20 protein-coding genes and 1 pseudogene are annotated in these 20,646 nt (G+C 42.0%); 8 read left to right on the top strand and 13 right to left on the bottom strand.

Annotated features, from left to right (window positions below; genetic code table 11):
- Positions 1–69 precede the first annotated feature (69 nt).
- Genes NI389_RS02095 through NI389_RS02085 form a run of 3 tightly spaced genes read left to right on the top strand, consistent with a single transcriptional unit; the run spans position 70 to position 3,341 of the window.
- Positions 70–396, top strand: a complete 327-nt coding sequence (locus NI389_RS02095) for a hypothetical protein (RefSeq protein ID WP_308361372.1) — start codon at positions 70–72, stop codon at positions 394–396.
- Position 397: 1 nt separating this feature from the next.
- The gene (locus NI389_RS02090; protein ID WP_308361371.1) at positions 398–679 is read left to right on the top strand and encodes a YeaC family protein; all 282 of its coding nucleotides are present in this window, start codon (positions 398–400) and stop codon (positions 677–679) included.
- On the top strand, positions 669–3,341 hold the full coding sequence (locus NI389_RS02085) for a DUF349 domain-containing protein (protein ID WP_308361370.1): 2,673 nt from the start codon (positions 669–671) through the stop codon (positions 3,339–3,341). Before NI389_RS02090 ends, NI389_RS02085 begins: the two co-directional genes overlap by 11 nt.
- A 70-nt stretch (positions 3,342–3,411) precedes the next feature.
- On the opposite strand, the gene NI389_RS02080 is transcribed toward NI389_RS02085, so the two are convergent.
- From NI389_RS02080 to NI389_RS02035, 11 genes and pseudogenes are all read right to left on the bottom strand, one after another.
- On the bottom strand, positions 3,412–4,401 hold the full coding sequence (locus NI389_RS02080; protein WP_308361369.1) for an NAD-dependent epimerase/dehydratase family protein: 990 nt from the start codon (positions 4,399–4,401) through the stop codon (positions 3,412–3,414).
- On the bottom strand, positions 4,401–6,107 hold the full coding sequence (locus NI389_RS02075) for an ArnT family glycosyltransferase (protein WP_308361368.1): 1,707 nt from the start codon (positions 6,105–6,107) through the stop codon (positions 4,401–4,403). The genes NI389_RS02080 and NI389_RS02075 overlap by 1 nt, the downstream gene beginning before the upstream one ends.
- Positions 6,097–6,270, bottom strand: a complete 174-nt coding sequence (locus NI389_RS02070) for a hypothetical protein (protein ID WP_308361367.1) — start codon at positions 6,268–6,270, stop codon at positions 6,097–6,099. Before NI389_RS02070 ends, NI389_RS02075 begins: the two co-directional genes overlap by 11 nt.
- A gap of 33 nt (positions 6,271–6,303) precedes the next feature.
- Positions 6,304–6,435: pseudogene (locus tag NI389_RS21080) on the bottom strand (hypothetical protein); the annotation flags it as partial.
- Complete coding sequence (locus tag NI389_RS02065; protein ID WP_308361366.1) at positions 6,411–6,770, bottom strand: hypothetical protein; 360 nt, start codon at positions 6,768–6,770, stop codon at positions 6,411–6,413. The pseudogene NI389_RS21080 and the gene NI389_RS02065, both read right to left, overlap by 25 nt.
- Positions 6,760–7,545, bottom strand: coding sequence for a glycosyltransferase family 2 protein (locus NI389_RS02060; RefSeq protein WP_308361365.1), 786 nt, complete (start codon positions 7,543–7,545; stop codon positions 6,760–6,762). Before NI389_RS02060 ends, NI389_RS02065 begins: the two co-directional genes overlap by 11 nt.
- Before the next feature lie 185 nt (positions 7,546–7,730).
- On the bottom strand, positions 7,731–8,669 hold the full coding sequence (locus NI389_RS02055) for a LysR family transcriptional regulator (RefSeq protein ID WP_308361364.1): 939 nt from the start codon (positions 8,667–8,669) through the stop codon (positions 7,731–7,733).
- A 27-nt stretch (positions 8,670–8,696) separates the two neighbouring features.
- Entirely contained in the window at positions 8,697–10,403 is a 1,707-nt protein-coding gene (gene aceK / locus NI389_RS02050; protein WP_308361363.1) for a bifunctional isocitrate dehydrogenase kinase/phosphatase, read from the bottom strand.
- A gap of 74 nt (positions 10,404–10,477) precedes the next feature.
- On the bottom strand, positions 10,478–10,858 hold the full coding sequence (locus NI389_RS02045; RefSeq protein ID WP_308361362.1) for a DUF4124 domain-containing protein: 381 nt from the start codon (positions 10,856–10,858) through the stop codon (positions 10,478–10,480).
- Positions 10,859–11,006: 148 nt separating this feature from the next.
- Positions 11,007–12,506 (bottom strand): DUF3413 domain-containing protein, encoded by a 1,500-nt coding sequence (locus NI389_RS02040; RefSeq protein ID WP_308361361.1) that lies wholly within the window; start codon positions 12,504–12,506, stop codon positions 11,007–11,009.
- 2 nt (positions 12,507–12,508) lie between these two features.
- A complete protein-coding gene (locus tag NI389_RS02035; protein ID WP_208843432.1) occupies positions 12,509–12,721 on the bottom strand; it encodes a DUF1414 domain-containing protein in 213 nt (70 codons plus the stop codon).
- Positions 12,722–12,785: 64 nt separating this feature from the next.
- On the opposite strand from NI389_RS02035, the gene yejK reads away from it, so the two are divergent.
- Positions 12,786–13,802 (top strand): nucleoid-associated protein YejK, encoded by a 1,017-nt coding sequence (gene yejK, locus NI389_RS02030; protein WP_308361360.1) that lies wholly within the window; start codon positions 12,786–12,788, stop codon positions 13,800–13,802.
- 280 nt (positions 13,803–14,082) lie between these two features.
- Here the strand turns inward: yejK and rne are convergent, their stop codons facing one another.
- Positions 14,083–17,325, bottom strand: a complete 3,243-nt coding sequence (gene rne, locus NI389_RS02025) for a ribonuclease E (protein ID WP_308361359.1) — start codon at positions 17,323–17,325, stop codon at positions 14,083–14,085.
- A gap of 494 nt (positions 17,326–17,819) precedes the next feature.
- On the opposite strand from rne, the gene rluC reads away from it, so the two are divergent.
- The 3 genes from rluC to NI389_RS02010 are packed head-to-tail and all read left to right on the top strand — an operon-like array spanning position 17,820 to position 19,449.
- On the top strand, positions 17,820–18,782 hold the full coding sequence (gene rluC / locus NI389_RS02020; RefSeq protein ID WP_308361358.1) for a 23S rRNA pseudouridine(955/2504/2580) synthase RluC: 963 nt from the start codon (positions 17,820–17,822) through the stop codon (positions 18,780–18,782).
- Entirely contained in the window at positions 18,782–19,219 is a 438-nt protein-coding gene (locus tag NI389_RS02015) for an HAD hydrolase-like protein (protein ID WP_308361357.1), read from the top strand. The genes rluC and NI389_RS02015 overlap by 1 nt, the downstream gene beginning before the upstream one ends.
- Positions 19,213–19,449 (top strand): HAD family hydrolase, encoded by a 237-nt coding sequence (locus NI389_RS02010; protein ID WP_308361356.1) that lies wholly within the window; start codon positions 19,213–19,215, stop codon positions 19,447–19,449. Before NI389_RS02015 ends, NI389_RS02010 begins: the two co-directional genes overlap by 7 nt.
- Here the strand turns inward: NI389_RS02010 and NI389_RS02005 are convergent.
- Positions 19,414–20,001, bottom strand: coding sequence for a Maf family protein (locus NI389_RS02005; RefSeq protein WP_308361355.1), 588 nt, complete (start codon positions 19,999–20,001; stop codon positions 19,414–19,416). The genes NI389_RS02010 and NI389_RS02005 overlap by 36 nt on opposite strands.
- A 119-nt stretch (positions 20,002–20,120) precedes the next feature.
- Between NI389_RS02005 and yceD the strand changes: the two genes are divergently transcribed.
- Positions 20,121–20,645, top strand: coding sequence for a 23S rRNA accumulation protein YceD (gene yceD, locus NI389_RS02000; protein ID WP_308361354.1), 525 nt, complete (start codon positions 20,121–20,123; stop codon positions 20,643–20,645).
- The last annotated feature ends 1 nt before the right edge of the window (position 20,646 follow it).

Below are 20,646 nucleotides of genomic sequence, written 5' to 3'. Positions count from 1 at the left end.
AACAAGTACAATGTAGGCGCCCGAGAGGCGCCTCTTCTTTTTTGGCTGCCCAATACTTTGGAGTGATGTATGGCAATAGTACAATGCCCTAGCTGTAGTAATTCAATTTCGAGCAAACACCCAGCGTGTCCACATTGTAAAACAGTGATACATAATCTAGATGAAGAACAATTACATCGTTTAGCGGTTAAGAGTCGAGTAAAAAAGCAGCAAAAGATCCTAAATCAATCGTTCATTGCGTTGATCTTATTTCTCGGTGGATTCTTATATCTGTATAATCAACACCCAGTGAAAGGCAGCATTGAATACAACACTTGCATTGGTGTTATCGCTGTAAGCTGTCTTTGGTATCTTGTTAATCGAGCGATTTTGGTTTACCTAAAAAAGAAAAATTGAAATGAATGTTGATAGTCTAGTTAAAAGTATAACCCCAGAAATATTTGAACGGTTGCAGTATGGTGCTGCGACGGGTAAGTGGCCAGATGGCACAGTTCTTTCTGAAGCGCAAAAAGAACAGACAGTCCAGTTAGTCATGCTTTATCAAGCTAAGATCGCGAAAAGTAATGAACAATTTACCATTAATGAAAATGGTGAAATGGTTCAAAAATCAAAGCGCGAATTACAAAAAGAATTCAGTCAAGACAGCGAAATCGCTAGGTTTAGTGAAAATGATCTTTAAACATTTATTTACACCAAAATGGAAACATCCGAAGCTTCAGGTACGTGTAGAAGCTTTAAGTAAGCTCAACGTTGAAAAAGACTCCGCTATTTTAACGACAATGGCAAAAGAAGATACCGCGCCTGAAATTCGTCGCCAAGCACTTGCTAAGTTAAATAGCTTAGGCCTTTGGTGGCACGCGTTCAAACAAGACCAGGCACTAAAAGACGTAGCTGAGCAACAAATTGCTACCGCGGTCATAAACGACAATTTAGATACGCTGCTTCGTGAAGAATACATCGAAAAGCACGCACCGAATAAGTTATTGGAAAAGCTCGCATTGACAGACAACGACAACACGTTACGTCTAAAGTTGCTGAAACGTCTTAGTGATAGCTCGCTTATCGAAAAAGCGTTCAAAGAAAGTGAAGAAGCGCTTCAAAATGACTTACTTCAATTAATTGAGCAACACCAACTTTTAAAAAGTGCTTTAAAGCATGCTAAAGGTACAGTTAAGACGAAAATTGAGTCACGTTTATCTGAACTCAAATTAGCAGAGGAAATGCCGGAAAGGGTTCAACAAGAGACTAAGTTGGTCTTAGCGAAACTCAACCATCTTCGTGAAAAGAACGACTGGGCGTCAGTGAATGAGGAATTCGATTCGCTTGTTGCGCAGTGGTCTGCAGTCGAGATGCAATGGTTATCGGAAGTTCAACAAGAAGAACTTGCTACAAAATATGCGTCGATTACTGAAAAAACAGTGCGTCATTTAGCGCGGCTACGCGAAGTATTTGATGTCGAACAAGCGAGAATCAAAGCTCAACAGGCTAAAGCAGAGTTTGAATTAAACGTAAATGCTCGCTTTGAAGAGTTAAAGCAACGTATGAATGCCATTTTGCAAGATCTTGATGATAACGCAGTGGATACCTTGGCTAAGGAAATGCTTTCACTTCAAGGTGATATTGATTCAAGTGATTACCGTTCAGAACCACGTATCGAAGAGAAAACGAAAGCGCTTATCGTGTTTAAAGAAAAGCTGGCTACTTTACCCACAATAGCCCAAAACGCGAAACAGGCTAAGTTGGCTTTAGACGCGTTAGCTAAAGTGGAACCTCCGCTTAACGTTGAGCAGTTAGATTCCCAACTCGCTGATTTTGATGCATTATGCCGTACGGCAAAAGACGCGATTAAAACGGTGCCAAGGGAATTTCAAACAGGCTTGCAAAAAACGTTTAAATCAATCGTGCAAGCGTTTAGTCAAGCTCATGAAGTATTATCTAATGAGCAAAGAGACAAGCAGCAAACTGCGCGTAAAAAAGCATTTGATACTAAGAGATTAATTGAAAACGGCCGCTTTAATGTTGCTTTTGGCGTATTCAAAGGTTTCCTTTCAGAGTATGAAGGTTTAACCGCTTATCACCAAACACCACTTAATACGCTAAAAGAAGAGCTCACAGAAAAATTACAAGATCTGCAAGATTGGCAAAAATATGCAACAGAGCCAAAACGTGAGTCTATCTTGAGTGAGTTAGCGCAACTAGCTGAACAAACAACGGTTGAACCGGCACAACGTGCAAAGCAAGTAAAAGCGTTACGCTTGCGATGGAATGAATGCGGTCCAATTCTAAATGACGAAACCAAGGCATTGGCAGAACGTTTTGAGCAGCAGATAGAGCGAGCATTCGAGCCATGCAGAAGTTATTTTGCAGAGCAAGAAGCACAGCGTAAGCAAAATGAAGAGAGTCGCTTAAGCATTATAAACGCACTGGAGGTTTTAGCACAAAGCGCAGCGGTTGACTCAGATTTGAAAGCATTGGAAAGTGGACTTCAGTCATTAAAACAGCAGTGGAAAGAAGCTGGTAAAGTTGACCAAGATACCTATCTCAAGCTTTCACAGCAGTTTAAGTCTGGCCAAGATGCGATTTGGTTAATGATAAAATCGCATTATGAAGCGAACACGGCGAAAAAAGAAGCGCTGTTGGCGAGTGCAAACGAAGAACTTGAAAATGAGGATGTGTCAGCGGCCTGTGAGCATTTAAAAGATCTTCAGCAACAATGGCAATTAATTGGTTTCGCAGGAGCTAAGAATGAACATCGTTTGTGGCAAGCTTTCAGAGCAGTCAATGATGCGGTTTTCGCTAAACGTCAGGAAGAAATCAAAGAAAGACGCGCAGAGCAAAGTCTATTATTGGATTCACTTCGCAGCGAATTAGAGCAATTGAATAAAGCCGCTGAAGAAGCAAAAGGCCTCAAAGAAATTAATGATATTTTGAACCAAGTAAATTCATTAAGCGTTCCTAAAGTACTTAGAAATGACCAAAATGAACTTCGTCAGGTGCTTGCTGCTAAGCTGGAGACAGTTCAAGCTGGTAAACGACAAGCCGATCTAGACGCGCTTTTTGACGGCTTAGAAAAGGGTCAATTACCAGAGCAGTGGAAGAAAAATATTGTGTCTTCACTGAGTTCAGATGAATTGCTCATTCGACTTGAAATCTTAAGTGATGTTGAATCACCTGAAATGCTGAAAGATGAGCGAGTAAAAGTACAAATCGCGATGCTTGAAGAAAAACTCTCGGGCAGTGATATCAATACCCAAGATATTTTGAAGGGCTTTATTAACAGTTGCCCGCTACCTGTTGAGCGTGAAAAGCTTACAAGGTTAAAGCGTTGTATGGGCGTGTGATTGTCAAGTCCATGTAAATAAAAGCCGAATAGTAGAGAATACTGTTCGGCTTTTTAATTAGTAAAATGGGTTATGTGGCGTAGTATGCCAAATGCCAATCAACAAACGCTTTTATACCGTCGGCAAACGGTGTGTTTGGCAATGGATGTCCATGTTTTTTAAGTTTTTGTACATCCGCCCACGTGTCGAGTACATCGCCCGCTTGCATTGGTAACAAGTTCTTGTCTGCTTTGACACCCAATGCACGTTCTATTTCCTCAATAAAATCGAGTAATTGCTTTGGATTGTTAGAGCCTATGTTGAAGATTTCATAGGGTACTTTTTGGTCCGGTACATTAGGGATCATGCTAACTATTGCATTGATAACATCATCAATGTAAGTAAAGTCACGGCGCATTTGCCCCATATTGTACACGTCTATGGACTGGTGATTACGCATCTTTTCTACGAATTTGAACAACGCCATGTCTGGGCGACCCCAAGGCCCGTATACCGTGAAAAAGCGTAGTCCGGTCATTGGTAGCCCATACAATTTTGCATAGCTGTATGCCATGGCCTCATTTGCTTTTTTTGTGGCTGCATAAAGAGATACCGGTGAATCTGTCTTTGCCGTTTCGGTTAATGGCATAGTATCCGAAAGGCCATAAACCGAGCTGGAAGAAGCAAAAAGAAGGTGCTTAATTGCATTATGGCGACAGCACTCAAGTATATGCATCATTCCAACAAGGTTACTGTCACAGTATGTCATTGGTGCATCAATAGAGTAACGTACGCCAGCTTGTGCTGCTAGATGAACGACAACGTCGAACTTATATGTGTCGAAAAGAGCTTGGAGCTCCGACAGACTATTAAGCTCTATTTTTTTGAATGTGAAGTTGGGATATTCACTTAACAGTGAGAGCCGTGCATCTTTTAACTCTGGGCTATAATAGGCGTTTAGGTTATCTAAGCCAACAACAGTGCAGCCTTTATCAAGTAATGCTTTTGCTAGATGGAAGCCGATGAATCCGGCAGCCCCAGTAACCAGTATCGGTTTATCATTTAAAATATTGGCCATCATTAAAATACCACTTCTGAATTTGGAACAAACTGATAGGTCTTCATCGTGTCCGGTGTGTCGCAAGTCGATTCAATTTGATCGTGTGATAATAAATACCATGTCCTTCGGTGTGCTTGACCCAGTTCTATCGCATTGTTTTTATTGAAACAAAACCAAGGTTCTTCATCAGATACAAGAATAAACCGATTCTGCTTTGCAAATACCCATTGCCACGCGCGTTGAAACTGTGTTTTTTCATCGGCAAGGTAACTGAAATGAGTAATCGGTTTTGTTGCGAACATTAAAAACTGTTCTTTGAATCGAACTAAACCGAGTTCGCTGTCATTTGGCATAATGGTCTGGGCTTTTTCCATAATAACGTCAGGCGTTCGGTAACTATCCGCGATAGGCCATACGACGAATCCAACCGCAAGCCAAACAACCAGTGTAATGCTGGCGAGTGCCTGAAATGCATCTGACTTTCTAAGTTTAACTAAGAGCAACACGAGAAGTGCAGCCATTATGGCGATAAAAGGAACTAAATCGTTTAATAATGGCAAGTAGTCGCCATGTTTCTTTTCAAGAAGTTGCGATTTAAAGACGATTACGAACGCGATAGCAAAGAGCAAAAAGGTAACGAGACCTGCAAAACCAAATAAAACGCGTCTAATCCAGAGACGAATATTTTCTCTTTCAATCTTGTGCCAAACAATGGCCGCGACGATAGAAAACATCGGTAGTGCAGGGAAAATATACACACCACGCTTACCAGTACTAATTGAGAAAAACATAAGTACAAGTACAACCCATGTAATAAGGACTTTGAAAATAGGTTGCGACTTGAATAAGGTAACACATTCCTTCCAAGCGAATACGATAACCGCCAGCGCGGGAAACCACATCATCGGGATGACTTTTAAGATAAAATAGTGCCAAGGCTCTTGGTGATGCCAGGCGTTCGCATAGCGTTCAGCCGTTTGTTTAAAAAGTATATTGTTTTTATACGCGATGAGTTCGGGTGTCTGTAGCACATTAACTTGGTACAACATCGGTCCCAACCAACAAGCCAATGTTACAAAAAAGAGAACAACGGCTAACCAATTCTGCCATTTCCAGCTTTTTCGAGTCGGGGTATTTTTGAACCACAACGCAAGTGGAATAAGCATCAACATTGGTAAAAATCCAACGCCTTTGGTCATGACACCAATCGCCATGGCAATAAACGCGAGATAAAGCCATTTGCTACTTGGACCTAGAATATAGTGCCTAATCAATCCATAGCAACCCATGGTTGTGAAGAAACACAAAACCATATCGATTTGAGCGGCTTTTGCTTGTAATAAGAATTGTGGGCAGATGATCAGTATCAGCAGGGCCGTGATAGCGATTTTTTTATCATAAAGACGTTTAGTAATGTCGTAAACGAGGTAGGCTACACCAAGGCCTGCAAGTGCAGACGGTAGTAAAAAAGCGATTTTGAAATGTTGTGTAATTAAGTAAGAGATTGAAATTAACCACATGAACACGGGGGGTTTATCTGGGTAAAACTCACCAGCACGCGTCGGAAATAACCATTGCCCTGACATCAGCATTTCTCTAGCAATTTGCGCAAAACGAGGCTCGTCGGCAGGCCATGGAAAACGAAGACCAAGGCCGGCAATAAGCGCAAGAACGAGTGCAGCAAAAATAAGTTTAACCCACGTGTCCTCAGATATTTTATTGAACATTTGGCATATCCTGTTGTTTTAACGCTATTATTTTGTCCTTTACACCATGTTTATAGAGGTAGCTACCCATCAGGCTAGACACGATAAACAAAACAATACTCAACCAAAGTTTGGTGGTATCTTCTTGTGCAACGCCTGCACCGATGAAACTAAACAAAAACATTTGTGGCAGATAACCGACAAAGCTGCCAATGAGAACACTCGGCAGGGGCAAAAAGCTAACAGCTGCAGCAATGTTTGTTAGTAGATTTGAACCAACAGGAAGTAGTCTAATTGCGCAAATCCACGCCCAAGTATGATTTTTTAGTAATTCAGAAAGAAACCAGATTTTTCGTTGGTATTTTTTGATAAACCATTCCCCCCGAAAAATCGGATAAACAGAATGGTCAAAAGTGCGCCAAGTGTTGTAAGTGCCGTGGAGAAGAAGGCGCCAGATACACCGCCAACCAACGCTCCACAAGCAAGCGCGACAATTTGTCTCGCTCCACCTATTGACGTAAAGACAACACAAACAACGCAAAAAATTGGCCAACCCCAAATGCCAGCTTTTGCTTGAAGGACAAGCAGTTTTTCATGCAGATCAACGTTACCAATCATACCAAGCTGAAGAAGAGCAATAATACTGATTATTGCAATTCCAAAGACAAAACTTTTAAGCAGCATTATTCTTTTGCTCTGCATTGATATGAGTATGTTGTTTTATAACGGGGTGTTTGGTTCTCGCTATGAGCCATTTAACAGCAAACATATCAACAATACCAACCCAAACGCGGTTCCAAGCAGTATATTTCGAAACACCCGCAGTGCGGTCTCGATGTGCGACAGGAACGACGCGAATATCACCGCCAATACGTTTAATTAATGCAGGCAAATAACGGTGCATGTGATTGAAGTAGGGAAGTTTCACCCATGTTGACTTAGGGATAAGTTTGAGTCCACAGCCTGTGTCTGGAACGCCGTCATTCAAAAACCAATTTCGAACTCGGTTTGCGATTCGTGATTGAAAACGTTTCCATGATGTATCTTTTCGTTTATGGCGATACCCCGCGATACAGAAATCCGTACTACCCTGAAGTGAATTTGCTTCAGACACCATATTTGGAATATCTGCGGGGTCATTTTGGCCATCACCATCGATTGTCACGAGCCATTTTGCTCTCGCATTATGGCCTGCAATATACAACGCGGTAGACTGACCTACACTATGCTCAGTTGAAATCAATTGAGCTGGTACGTTCAAAGACTCGCAAGTTTCAGTAAATACTCGTGCTGTTTCATCGGTACTACCGTCATTAACCAGAACCACTTCGAAGGTAACGTAAAGATGCAAACTTTGGTGGATTTCGGTAACGAGAGAAGGGATATTTTCGGCTTCATTCTTTGCCGGGATTAAAACAGAAACCTCAAAGTCATTAGAGGGGGTTTCTAAATTGGTCATATCTATATTTATCCTTACTGCACGCTGTAATATTGCGTATCTTGTTAGGGCATTAGTTCAGCAAACTAATGTTAAGTTTTCATGACCTTGATGGCGAAGTCAACATAAAAAACCAGACCCAAAGAGGGTACGTTGTTGAAATTGCAATGAATTTACCGATATAAGGTATTTGTGTTGCTGATGAGCTATTTTAACTCGTCAGCAACTTCCGCAATTTTTTGCCTCAACCAGATGTGGCTTGCGTCTCTATGTAATAATGGGCTCCAAATCATATCGAGCTCGAATGGAGGAATGGGAAACGGCGGTTCCACGATGGCAAGATTTGGATCATCTTTGTAAATGTTAGCGGCCTTAGACGGCAAGGTTGCAACTAAATTTTGCTCTTTTGCAAGATGAATCGCCACGTGGTAATTTCGAGTGAATGTCGCAATATTGCGATGCTTACCAAAATGCGCAAGAGCCTCATCAACCCAGCCCAATTTTTGCACATCGGCAGGGTCCATACCAACACCGACACCAAAGCCTGTTTTACTTACCCAGATGTGCCTAGCATTTAAATACGCTTCCAAACTAAATTGATGAATAATCGGGTTGTCAGCTTTTACCAGACAACAAAAGCTGTCTTTCCAAATTCGTTTGTGATGAAAAGATTGCGGCAGGTTTTCGAAGCGGTTGATGGCCATGTCCACTTTGCCATTTTCAACATCGTGAAACGTAACGTCGCTTGGCGTTAAGATATCAAGCGTTGTATCTGGAGCCTCTTCATGCAATTTAGTGAGTAATTTTGGTGCAAGTGTACTCGCCGCATAATCACTCGCCATAATCCTAAAGACACGCTTACTCTGTGATGGCGAAAACTCTCTGTTTGGCGCGAGTGTTTCTTCCAGCGTCATTAATATCCCGCGGATCACGGGCTGAAGTTCAAGCGCGCGTTCTGTCGGTACCATGCCTTCAGAAGTGCGGACTAAAATAGGGTCATTAAATAAATTACGGAGTCGTTTAAGACCATTACTCATTGCTGGTTGCGTAATACTAAGCTGATTCGCAGCTCGCGTTACGTTGCATTCTCTTAATAATGTATCTAAGTAAACAAGTAGATTGAGATCGATTTTACTGATGTTCACAACATTCCTTTTTTATGGTTATTTTGCTCATAAGCAAAAACGTTGCTCTTGAGGATAGGGATAGATGTGTTTCATCACCTTTTGGCGAATATCTGTTTGGGCTTGCTTCCAGAAAGCGACGCCAGCAAGATCTGGGTGGGCTTCTAAAAACAGCGCCCTTAGTTTAGGGTCTGGCAAAACAAAAGTACATAGCTGTTCGGGAAAGACATCTTGAGGCGCAGAAGAAACTTCGCTGTATTCTAAATAATTTTCCGCACTTTGCTTAGGCATCTCTCTAAAGTTCATTTCTGTCAAATATTGAACTTCGTCGTAGTCGTAGAAAATTACCCGCTGATGTTTGGTGACACCAAAGTTTTTAAGCAGCATATCACCTGGAAAAATATTTGCGGAAACCATTTCTTTAAGTGCTTGACCATAATCAGCCATAACGCTTTTTGCATCGTCATCGCTACAGGTTTGAAGAAACAAATTAAGCGGTGTCATGCGTCTTTCAATGTAAAGGTGTTTGATAATCAACAGGTCATTTTCTATTACCATACTCCCAGCGATACTTGATTGTAATTCGTTTAGCAATTCGTCCGAGAAACGAGTTAACGGAAAGACGACGTTCGAATACTCAATCGTATCGGCCATACGGCCAACACGGTCATGGTTTTTAACTAATTGATATCGAGCCAGCACTGTTTCTCGTCCAAATGGTTTGCTTTCAGAAAATTGGTCTCTGATGACTTTAAATACATAGGGAAACGAAGGGAGTGTAAACACCATCATTACCATACCTCTGGTTCCAGGAGCGGCAATAAACTGCTCGACGTTACTTTCGAGTTGATTTAGAAACTCGCGATAAAACTCTGTTTTGCCTTGTTTATGAAACCCGATAGCGTTGTACAATTCAGCAGCCGTTTTACTCGGCATAAGTTGATTTAAAAAGCCAACTAATGCTGACGGAGCATGTGTTTGGACAAAAAAATAAGCACGTGCAAATCCAAAAATGACGCGCATTTGACTGGATTGCGTAATCAGCGCGTCGATGTGTATACCGCGTTCTTCAGTGTTTAAAATGGCGATAATAAACGGCTGAATACCAGACAAGGAGACGACTCGACCAACAATGTAGGCTGCTTTATTGCGGTAAAAAGGGGAGTGCAAAATGTCAAAGCGCATTTGATGACGTTGATGATGGGTGTCAGGGGCTTGTTTGATAAATGCCTTGACCAATTTCCTTATATCGCCATCAAGGTCGGTGAAGGGCGCGCCAAACCCGAAATGATTGATGATGTTTCGAATTGTAGGCTTTAACCCATCTGTCACAGGAAAATAACTCCGATATTCGGCTTCAACGGGCACTGTGGAGTTTTGTTTCATGGAAGATACGACAAAAATAAATTCATTGTTGAAATAGCGGCGATGAAACAAACGACAAAAAACAGAGTTATAAAAGGTTTCGGCAAGCTCCGCTTGTGGATGAAAAACGAGGCGCTCTTGAAACGCTTCTTTAACTGTACGCCAAAGACACTCATTCAGTGGCTGGATGCGTTGTTTGGTTTTTAGGAGTTCAATCGTTTCATTTACACGTGCATCATATTGAGCGATGCGCATCGAGCTAATCGTTTGAATAGATTGCCAATCTCGGTTACCGAATGCGATTGGGGCTTTGGCTGTAATTGATTGGAAAATTCGATAATGTTTAGTAAACCCGGCTAAGATTATTTCCGCAATTTCCACTGCTCGCATAAAACAGGCCCTTTTTATGTTTGACTGTATTGCGTCAACGGCAGTTTGTCATGCGTTATCTGCATAAATATCGTTTATTTTGAGAATTTTTTTAGCTGCTTTTCGAGTTCTAATAGGCTTTTACTAACTTCCTTTAAATTTCGCATGTATTGCTTATCAATTTGTTGAAGTTCGCTTTTTACCTCCCGAGTCGTTTGGCGCTTTTCTTGGTCACTCATCATGCGTTCAAGCTTGTCGAGGGCTTTTTGCTTTGCGCGGTCCCGTTCTCGTTCAAGTATGGCAACTTTTTGCTTGTTCGCGCGGATTTTACGCTCAAGTGTATGAATGATTTGCTTACGCTCTAGGGCATTAAGTGCTTTCGTGTGTTGATCATCAGGAACTGCAACGTCAGGGTCTTGGTGTTCTAAGCGTTGAGCGATTGCATTACTACCACATGGAAACTGGCTATACATCACACCACGCTCAGTGACACATTTATAATATTCGACTTTTTTGGCAAAACAGGTTGAGGTTAACACTAAACACAGGCAGAGAAAAAAAGCTTCATTTACATTCCTTGTTTCAAGAAGGGCTAAGTTTAGTCTGCAACAAGCACTTTGGAAACTATTGTGATGCACTTGGCCCAAATTGTTTAAGTTGTTTAATGCTTTGTATTAAAAAAGGAATATCGAGTTTTTGCTCTATAACAAAGCCTTCCGCGGCAGACATTTGTTGATAGCTACCATCTGGTTTTATCAATGTAATTCTATCCTTTTTGAAAGCGATAAAAACACCTTGAGAATGATTTACACCATGTGAAGATTCAGGGGAGGTAACGGTATGTCCGAGCGTGGATTTAACTGCGCGTTCTTCACAATCAATGACCTGAGATAGCACCGTCGCTAATAGATCCATAGGCTGAATCAGACCTTCCGCTTTTTTGAATGCTTTAATATTGCTATAAAACGTAGAGGTCGCCACTACCGACTTTTCGTTATTTGCAAAACTGAGCGCGATGACTGGTGAAGTCGTCTCTATGTTTAATGTATTGCCATTTACAAATTGCATAACAATTTTTGCGTCTTGGCGCTCAGGTATGTATTTAAACTCTGGGAATTCCTTTACTGAAAGCAAGCCTCCTTTTGCCCACGCTGGCGAACGCTCTTCGTCAATCATAGAGCGTTTATATATCGCTGGGAGTCCATAGATTAAATTAAATAAGCTATCCTCAGTCGACGTTGGATGCAGCAGCGTTGAAAAGGGCTTTAACTTATCGTTGCTGCCGACATATTCAAGTAGCTGTGCGTTATTGGCGAAAACCAAAATATGGGTTGTTGGCTTATTAACGATACTACATGACTCGGTTAATTCTGGTGCTACGAATTCAATATTCTTAGAGTCGAGATCAATTTGCGTTGATTTTTTATACTGATCAATGTCAATTAAATTGTGTTTCGCCAATAGGCTCTTGGCCGTAGTAGGGTAAGACATCGGCAACACATTATCTTGCTTAGTGATGTCGAAATAAGAATTCGCATCGGCCCATATATGGATGCTGTGACTTGCAGCGAAACATGACACGATACACACAGCCGCATAACTTGGAAATTTAAGTTGCTTCAATTCAGCCAAATGTTTCCAAGCAAAATTACTAATCACCAATTCAAACGCGAAAAACGCACCTATGATTAAGGTTGCAATGGCGCTGACAAGAATGGGTCTTGCACTAAGTGTTTGTACAAAAACAGATAATATTTCACTTAATGAACTGAAATTGATGTGGTAGCCAAGTTGATAGTAAACAAACGCATCAAGACAAAGCCAGCTCAGCCCAAGAGTCGCTATAATAGCTGCCATTCCTCGAATATGGCGAGGATAAGGAAAAACCAGACTTAACGGGAAAACGGTTAACACAAAAGCGAGAAACGTAATAAAACTTGTATGGCTTAACCAAGTTACAACCATATAGAATCGGCCAAGCCACGTTGTAGGGGCACTATCTGCCCACAGATAACCAAGGCTAATTAACAACACCAATGCAATATTTGCAAAAGTGAACCAATGGCCCCAACTAAGAAGTTGGCTAGCTTTGGACGCAAAAGGACTCTGTGGGTTTAAGTTCATAATTACTTAACAGATTGAATTAGTGCTTTTGCGAAGTTTTCTGCTACCGCTTCACGTTTGTTTGCTGGTACATGTTGGTTTATGATGTGCGTAATAGAATTTCCTAAGCACATTAGGCTTAAATCAACCGTTGCCTTGTCGTCAGATAGGACCTTTAAAAGCTGGTCTGTGATTTTTTCTACTTGTTCATTACTGTATTTAGATAAAATAGGCATCGATTGTTCTGTAACTAAATGATAATAATCTCAGATTTTAACACCAGAGGCGTGAAAAACAAACATGAGCATCGAGGTTAATAAGTTAGTCGTTCATTATGTCGACAAACAAGACGAAGAAACTCAAATCCATCTTCGCAATGATGAAATGAAAGTCAATGAAAAAGTGAATGTTTTCATTGAACAATTACACCACGCGTACAATGGAAAACCAGGAAAAGGCTTTTGTGCATTTTCTTCTGAAAAAAATAGTGTCACAGCAAGCGCGTTGCAAAGCTACCGTAATAATGAATTAGGTTTTTGGCATTTTACGGAACAAGCAACTGAAGTATTGAAAGAAGAGCTTAATAAGTATGCTTTCAATGAGACGGGCTATTTAGTTTTTTGTCACTATACCTACATTGCAACTGATTATGTGCTTATCGCACTTATTAATATCAAAGAACATTACGCTATCACATCTGAATTGGATTTAGCCGCTTCTAAACATTTAGATATTACGCGTATGCAGTTGGCTGCGCGCGTTGATTTAACGGCATGGGACATCGAGCCAGAACAAAATCGCTACATTTCCTTTATCAAAGGCCGAGCAGGGCGCAAAGTGGCTGACTTCTTCCTCGATTTTCTGGGTTGTGAAGAAGGCGTTGATGCTAAGCAACAAAGTACTGTGATGTTACAGGCTGTGGAAGAGTATTTAAGTGAACAGCAGTACGATAAGCATGAAAAAGACACTTTGAGAAAAGAAGTTTTTGATTACTGTAATGATTGTATATCGACTGGCGAGGATGCACAGATCAGTTCTCTGTCAGACACGTTATCAAAGTCGGGCGAAACCGCGTTCAGTGATTTTTATAAAGACCAAGGTTATCAACTGGAAGAATCGTTTCCAATTGATAAGAAAACAGTGACGAGTATGGTGAAATTCTCTGGCGTGGGTGGTGGCGTAAGTATCAGTTTCGAGCGCAAACATTTAGGAGAGCGAGTCATATACAATAGTCATACTGACACATTAACTATTAAAGGCGTTCCGCCGAATTTAAAAGATCAGTTGATGCGTTTCTACGAAGATAATGAATCGTAGATGTAGAATTTAACTGCGTAAAAAAGCCATTTTGAGTCTTATCAAATGGCTTTTTTTGTTTTTCGGTCTATCAAAGCAACGTACTCTTTATTATTAAAATAAATATGAGTCGTTTGCGATTTGTTATCAATCTCGGTGTTAGACGTTAGACGTTAGACGTTAGACGTTAGACGTTAGACGTTAGACGTTAGACGTTAGACGTTGTCTGAAGCTCTAAGTAATGTACGGCAAGAAAAATAAAAAACCCCGCAAGAAGCGGGGTTTCAATCGTATTTACTCTTTATTGCATCGTTGATGCCATGGCTGCACTTGCGCGGCCACCTTTTGACTTAGAGCCAACGCCCATTGCGCTGTGCACTAACGGCTCTCGTTGCTCGTCAGGCATCGCTGATGGTACTGGAGAATCAAGTTCTACATCTTGACTCGCAGTTGCTTTGGTCATCGGTGCAAAGCTCGTTCTCGTAAAACGAACTCGAGTCGTTTTCGCTTTCTTGTCATTTGAATCTACTTTCGGTGCGGGCTCAATGACTGTTTCAACAGCGATTTCTGAGGTTGCCACGATTTTTTCAGCCGTAACTTGCTCTGGAGTGCTCGATGGTTCATCAGCAACATCAGCCGATTCTTTGACTGCTACCGCATCTGAAGGCGCTGCTTCTGAAGGTTCAACCTCTTGAGAAGACGAACCTTCTTCACTAGTTGGCAGCACAGCGTCCACTTCAACTTCAGGTTCAACGACCGTTACCATCACCGATTCTTCCGTTTCGGTAATCTGCGATTCTACAGTCTGCTTTGGTACTTCCTGTGTTGCTAGAGGTGCTTCAATCGATACCTCAGCAGCCGGAGCGGTGGTCGCTTCAACAGAAGATACTTGAGCAACATCTTCTTGAGATGGACTTTCAAACACATCATCATGATCAGAGGTTTGTGTACGCTTTAACTCTTCTTCGTATTCCGCAGCAGCTTGGTCGGCAACTGGAACAAAAGCCATAGGCGTGTCTTTCTTTTCACCTTCTGGACGACGACGACGTTGACCAGCTGCACGAAGATGACGAGGAGAACGACGAGAACGTGTACGAGTCTCTTTGTCCCCAGATTCATCTTCATCCGCTTGAACTACGTCATTCGACAGCACGTTCTCATCAACGGCATCTAAATTGATCGCTTCGCTTGACGAGTCAGCTGAAGCTACAAATTGTAGCTCTTCTTTTTGCTCTTCAAGTTGTTCGTCTGTTTTTTCAACGCGAGGAGTTCGAGGTTTACGAGGTCCACGGTTGTTTTCACGGCGACGAGGTTTTTCCACTGGCGCTTCGGCTTGAGCAACGTCTTTAGCTGATTCAACATCTAGAGTTTCAACGTGTTGCAACGTTTCTTCAGATTGTTGAATTGTGGCGACGGTAACAGCTGTCTCTGGTGCTACGTTTACTGACGTTGATTCACCAGCGGAAACTTCAGTATTTACTTCCACATCGTTTTCAATACGGACCTTTTTACGAAGGTTACGACGTTGACGACGCGGTTTTACTTTCACTTCAGGTGCTTCAGCCGCTTCCGTTTTAACAACTTCAGGTGCGATCGTTTCAGTCTCTTGACGCTTACGATTATTTTGACGACGACGTCTATTCGGTGCATCGCTGTTACGTTCGCTTTGCTTATCAGCAGGTTTATCTTCACGAACCGCTACATTATTTTGCTCGTCTTTTTGATCGCGCTGCTTGTTATTGCGACGTTTTTGCTGATTGCGACGACGGTTTTCGTATGGCTTACGTTGTTGCTTAGGTTTCTCTTCTTCCTTCTTTACTTCCTCAGCAGGGGCAAAGAGAGACTTTAACCAGTTACCGATGCGAGCAAATAAACTTGGCGATTCTTTCTGCGCAGTGTTTGCAACACTTGAAGGTTGCACTGCTGGTGTAGCTTGTGTTTGTGTGGGGGCCGCAGGCAGGATAACACCTTTCAATGCTGGCTCTTCACGTTGCAGGACTACAGGCTTCGCCATTTCAATAACTTCTGGCTCAGGTGTTTTAATTTGCTCGTAGCTTGCAAGTTCTGAGGTTTCATCTATACGAACACGAACTACCTCGTAGTGAGGAGTTTCTAAATGTTGGTTAGGAATGATAACAACAGAGCACTCGTGGCGTTTTTCGATACGCTGTACTGCGCGGCGTTTTTCATTTAATAGATATGAAGCAACTGCAACAGGCACTTGCGCGTTTACTTGAGCAGTGTTGTCTTTAATCGCTTCTTCTTCAATTAAACGTAAAATAGACAACGCTAACGATTCGTTCGAACGGATAGTACCTTGACCATCACAGCGAGGACATGAATGCTGACTTGCTTCACCTAACGATGGGCGTAGGCGTTGACGTGACATTTCAAGCAAACCAAAGCGTGAGATCTTGCCAATTTGTACACGTGCACGGTCAGTACGAACTGCATCTTTCAAACGATTCTCAACTTCACGCTGGTGACGTGGTGGAGTCATATCGATGAAGTCGATAACAATCAGACCACCCAAATCTCGAAGGCGTAATTGACGCGCAATTTCTTCTGCTGCTTCAAGGTTTGTGTTTAACGCGGTTTCTTCTATGTCGCCGCCTTTGGTCGCTTTAGACGAGTTAATATCGATAGACGTCAACGCTTCTGTTGGGTCGATAACAATTGAACCACCTGAAGGAAGGCGAACTTCGCGTTTAAACGCAGATTCGATCTGGCTTTCAATTTGATAATGCGTAAATAAAGGCACATCACCTTGATAAAGCTTTACACGGTTCAGGAAATCAGGGCGAAAGCGCTCAATATGTGCCTTTGCTTCTTCAAAAACTTTAGCTTTATCGATGAGGATTTCACCAATGTCACGACGTAAATAATCGCGGATCGCACGGAAAATAACGTTACTTTCTTGGTGAATTAAGAAAGGGGCTTTGCGGCTATCGGCTGCTTTTTGAATTGCATCCCAATGGATTAAAAGCGCTTTTAAATCATACTCAAGCTCTTCAAACGACTTGCCAACACCTGCAGTACGAACAATTAAGCCCATACCGCGCGGTAAATCTAGTCGGCTTAGCGTGTCTTTTAATTCAATGCGCTCATCGCCTTCGATTCGACGTGAAATACCGCCAGCACGAGGGTTGTTCGGCATGAGAACGAGATAGCTACCAGCAACGCTAATAAACGTCGTTAGCGCAGCGCCTTTTTGGCCTCGCTCTTCCTTGTCGATTTGAACAATTACTTCTTGGCCTTCTTTGATGACGTCTTTGATGTTAGGACGTCCACTAAAAGAATAACCATCAGGGAAATATTGTTTTGCGATTTCTTTAAGAGGAAGGAAGCCGTGTCGCTCAGCGCCGTAATCGACGAAAGCAGCTTCTAAAGAGGGTTCAATGCGGGTAATTTTGCCTTTATAAATATTGGCTTTCTTTTGTTCGTGACCAGGGCTCTCGATATCTAGATCGTACAGACGTTGGCCATCAACCAGTGCAACGCGCATTTCTTCTTGCTGCGTCGCATTGATTAGCATACGTTTCATATATTTACTCTACTTTTTCAATTTTTATCGCTATTTCAACAAATTAAGAGTGTTCAGAGTTCCGCTTTGTTAAATGCAGTCTCACGACTGGGGAGATGGAACGCTATTCTTTACACGATCTTCACTAAGTCCTCATACGCTCTTAAGCACGGGATGAGGCGTTACTCACGTTTGCAAAGAATAATCTATAACGAGGCTGCTTAAAATATCGAACTTCGCGTTACTGTTTTTTTGCTTTTTCTTTATATCAACCGTGTTTGACGGTGGCTGCGACATAGTACGCGCATCGCAGTTGGTCACTCGCACGTGTTAGTGTTGGATTGATGATAAAAGCTTTGGAAATCTATCCTATTGAGCTGTATGATCACCAATTCAATGTGCATCACGATTCTATCAAGGCTTAAAAGCACCTGTTGCAAAAATTTGCAGTCGGATTATCCCACTAATAGCGTCGTGTTAGCAACATAATTATTACTCAAATCAGTGATTAGGCAATGTCAGAAAACACCGGATTAAAAGTTACTTTTGTTACCATCGACGAAGACCAAGCAGGTCAACGCATTGATAACTTCTTAATCACCTTTTTAAAAGGGGTTCCGAAGAGTGCGGTATACAAGATCCTTCGTAAGGGGGAGGTTCGCGTAAATAAAAAGCGTATTAAACCGTTATATAAACTTCAACTAAACGATGAACTCCGTATTCCGCCAATTCGAGTTGCTGAGAAAGAACAACAAGTACCGGACAGTATTCATCGTTTAGACAAAGTTGTACAACTTCAGGACAACATTCTATACGAAGATAATTACTTGATGGTATTGAATAAACCTTCAGGCCTTGCGGTACACGGCGGTAGTGGACTTAGCTTTGGCTTGATTGAAGCTATTCGAGCTTTGCGACCTGAAGAGCGCAGCCTAGAACTTGTTCATCGATTAGATAGGGACACCTCCGGTTGTATCTTAATTTCTAAAAAACGTTCCATTCTAAAAGGACTTCACGAACAGCTTCGTGAGAAAACGATGGAAAAGAATTATTGGGCGTTAGTGAAAGGTGAATGGTCTGCCAAAAATAAGAATGTGACCGAGCCTTTGAAAAAAAATACGCTGCAATCGGGTGAACGTGTTGTTCGCGTTGATGCAGTAGAAGGCAAGCCTTCTCATACACGTTTCAGAGTGCTTGAACGTTTTAACGGTGCGACGCTCGTTCAGGCTTCGCCTGTTACTGGACGTACGCATCAAATTCGTGTCCACACTCAGTGTAAAGGCCATCCAATCGCCTGTGACGATAAGTATGGAGATGTTGAGTTTGACGGCAATATGAAAGCGACAGGGTTAAACCGACTGTTTTTGCACGCTAAAGAGCTTCGATTTGTCCATCCAAAGCTTGAGACAACCATTCACGTTGAAGCGCCAATCGATGCAAATTTGGAAATGTGTTTGGTTAATTTAAGGAAAGCCTGATGATTCGCAAACTGGTCATTTTTGATTGGGATGGCACTATCATGGATTCGATAGATAAAATCGTGAATAGCTTACAGTTGGCGGCAAGCTCCTGTGGTGTAGATGTACCAAGCGCTGAGCAAGCGAAAAGCATTATCGGGTTATCATTGGATATTGCAGTTCAAAGGTTGTTTCCCAATCACCAAACTAAATGGCAAACACTGAGTGACGCGTACAAATACCAATTCAAATATTTGGATTCAACCCCAACGCCACTGTTCGAAAACGTTGAGCAAGTGTTAGCTGGCCTAAAAAAGAGTGGTGTAATGTTGGCGGTTGCAACAGGGAAAAGTCGAGCTGGTCTGGATAGGATGATGGAACAAAGTGGGTTGGGCCACTTTTTTCAACATCACGTACCGCAGATGAGGCGAAGTCAAAACCTCACCCGCAAATGTTGAATGATATTCTGGCTGAATTGAACATTGAAGCTACGGATGCTGTGATGGTGGGCGATACGATTATCGATATGGAACTTGCTGCTAACGCGAATATAGCGGCAATCGGCGTTACCATGGGGGTCGATAAGCGTGAGCATCTTGCGACAAAACATCCGATAGCCGTTGTCGATAATTATTTAGAGCTTGCAGCGGTATTAGGGCTTGAGTACATCGAGACCAAACTCGCGTAATAGAGAAAATAGTCGAATTAGAGGGAGACCGACCAAAGAATTTGGGTCATCTCCTTCTAGTTTTTCGAACAAACAGATCCCCAACCCTTCACTTTTAAAACTGCCCGCACATTGATAAGGCGTTTCTTTGTCTAGATAAGCAGATATTTCCTCTAATGAAAGAGACCTAAAATGGACATGAAACGGTTCAACCAATGTTTTTGCGGTATCGGTTGAAATGTCGTAAACAGATAAACCAGTCAGAAAAGTGACTTTTTGACCACTGAAAAGCATTAGCTGCTTTACCGCGTTTTCTTTGTTATGTGGTTTGCCTAGTATTTGCCCATTAAACACAGCCACTTGATCAGACCCGATAGCTAAACCTGACTCATAGCGTTCTTTTGCTGATTTTGCTTTCAATTCACTCAATCTGAACACTAATTGTTCAGGCGTTTCATCGTTAAGTGGTGACTCGTCGATATCCGGTGAAAAAGAATGAAAATTTAATGAAAATTTTTGCAAAATAGACTGCCTAAAAGGCGAACTTGAGGCTAAAATAAGCTCGGTTTTCATACCTACAACCTAGTCGAAATGATTTTTCCGATAGGATAGAGCGGCAATCCGCTTAAAACAAAGGAAAAGTACATTTTTATTTTGACTAACATGCTAACTATCTATATGATGCAGCCCCTATGCAAAAGGTGAAAATTCCCATCACGCTTGATCCCAGCAGGGCAGCGCAGCGCCGAAGTGATTACGAAGGCGTAGTAATGCTCGAAGAACTTTCTCGTTTAGAGCAAGTTGTGTTGGATGAAGCAGGTGAAATAGCGGTAACTGTCCGTTTCGAATTTGACGAACAAGGCCTAGCGGTCATTCGCGGAAATTTTTCTGCGAAAGTCCACGTGACCTGTCAAAGATGTAATGGGGAGTTAGGGTTGGATTTGGAACAAGACTTTGCTTATACGCCAGTCGGTTTGGGTGCAGAGTCGGATGATCTTCCTGAAAGCTACGATGTTGTGGAACTGGACGAACATGGAGAAATTAATCTTCGTCAATTGATTGAAGATGAATTGATTCTCTCTATTCCAATAGTACCTATGCATGACGAAGCTTCTTGTTCGTTCTCCGATAAGCCTACGCGCTTTGGTGAAATCGACGAGGAAGATAGCAAACCAAATCCATTTGAGATATTGAAACAACTTAAGAAAGATTCTTAGG

This window comes from Pseudoalteromonas xiamenensis, assembly GCF_030994125.1.
In the GTDB taxonomy this organism is placed as follows: Bacteria; Pseudomonadota; Gammaproteobacteria; order Enterobacterales; family Alteromonadaceae; genus Pseudoalteromonas; species Pseudoalteromonas xiamenensis_B.
The sequence above is the reverse complement of the archived record's forward strand: the minus strand, read 5'-3'. Positions and strand labels throughout refer to the sequence as shown.

What these genes read in the sequence shown, in the direction of transcription:
- NI389_RS02065 (WP_308361366.1), bottom strand. Translation starts at nt 6,770, where the DNA reads ATGCTGCTTAAAAGTTTTGTCTTTGGAATTGCAATAATCAGTATTATT.
- aceK (WP_308361363.1), bottom strand. Translation starts at nt 10,403, where the DNA reads ATGCGAGCAGTGGAAATTGCGGAAATAATCTTAGCCGGGTTTACTAAA.
- NI389_RS02060 (WP_308361365.1), bottom strand. Translation starts at nt 7,545, where the DNA reads ATGACCAATTTAGAAACCCCCTCTAATGACTTTGAGGTTTCTGTTTTA.
- NI389_RS02040 (WP_308361361.1), bottom strand. Translation starts at nt 12,506, where the DNA reads ATGAACTTAAACCCACAGAGTCCTTTTGCGTCCAAAGCTAGCCAACTT.
- NI389_RS02005 (WP_308361355.1), bottom strand. Translation starts at nt 20,001, where the DNA reads ATGAAAACCGAGCTTATTTTAGCCTCAAGTTCGCCTTTTAGGCAGTCT.
- NI389_RS02070 (WP_308361367.1), bottom strand. Translation starts at nt 6,270, where the DNA reads ATGTTTTTGTTTAGTTTCATCGGTGCAGGCGTTGCACAAGAAGATACC.
- NI389_RS02015 (WP_308361357.1), top strand. Translation starts at nt 18,782, where the DNA reads ATGATTCGCAAACTGGTCATTTTTGATTGGGATGGCACTATCATGGAT.
- NI389_RS02080 (WP_308361369.1), bottom strand. Translation starts at nt 4,401, where the DNA reads ATGATGGCCAATATTTTAAATGATAAACCGATACTGGTTACTGGGGCT.
- rne (WP_308361359.1), bottom strand. Translation starts at nt 17,325, where the DNA reads ATGAAACGTATGCTAATCAATGCGACGCAGCAAGAAGAAATGCGCGTT.
- NI389_RS02095 (WP_308361372.1), top strand. Translation starts at nt 70, where the DNA reads ATGGCAATAGTACAATGCCCTAGCTGTAGTAATTCAATTTCGAGCAAA.
- NI389_RS02085 (WP_308361370.1), top strand. Translation starts at nt 669, where the DNA reads ATGATCTTTAAACATTTATTTACACCAAAATGGAAACATCCGAAGCTT.
- rluC (WP_308361358.1), top strand. Translation starts at nt 17,820, where the DNA reads ATGTCAGAAAACACCGGATTAAAAGTTACTTTTGTTACCATCGACGAA.
- NI389_RS02090 (WP_308361371.1), top strand. Translation starts at nt 398, where the DNA reads ATGAATGTTGATAGTCTAGTTAAAAGTATAACCCCAGAAATATTTGAA.
- NI389_RS02035 (WP_208843432.1), bottom strand. Translation starts at nt 12,721, where the DNA reads ATGCCTATTTTATCTAAATACAGTAATGAACAAGTAGAAAAAATCACA.
- yceD (WP_308361354.1), top strand. Translation starts at nt 20,121, where the DNA reads ATGCAAAAGGTGAAAATTCCCATCACGCTTGATCCCAGCAGGGCAGCG.
- yejK (WP_308361360.1), top strand. Translation starts at nt 12,786, where the DNA reads ATGAGCATCGAGGTTAATAAGTTAGTCGTTCATTATGTCGACAAACAA.
- NI389_RS02010 (WP_308361356.1), top strand. Translation starts at nt 19,213, where the DNA reads ATGTTGAATGATATTCTGGCTGAATTGAACATTGAAGCTACGGATGCT.
- NI389_RS02075 (WP_308361368.1), bottom strand. Translation starts at nt 6,107, where the DNA reads ATGTTCAATAAAATATCTGAGGACACGTGGGTTAAACTTATTTTTGCT.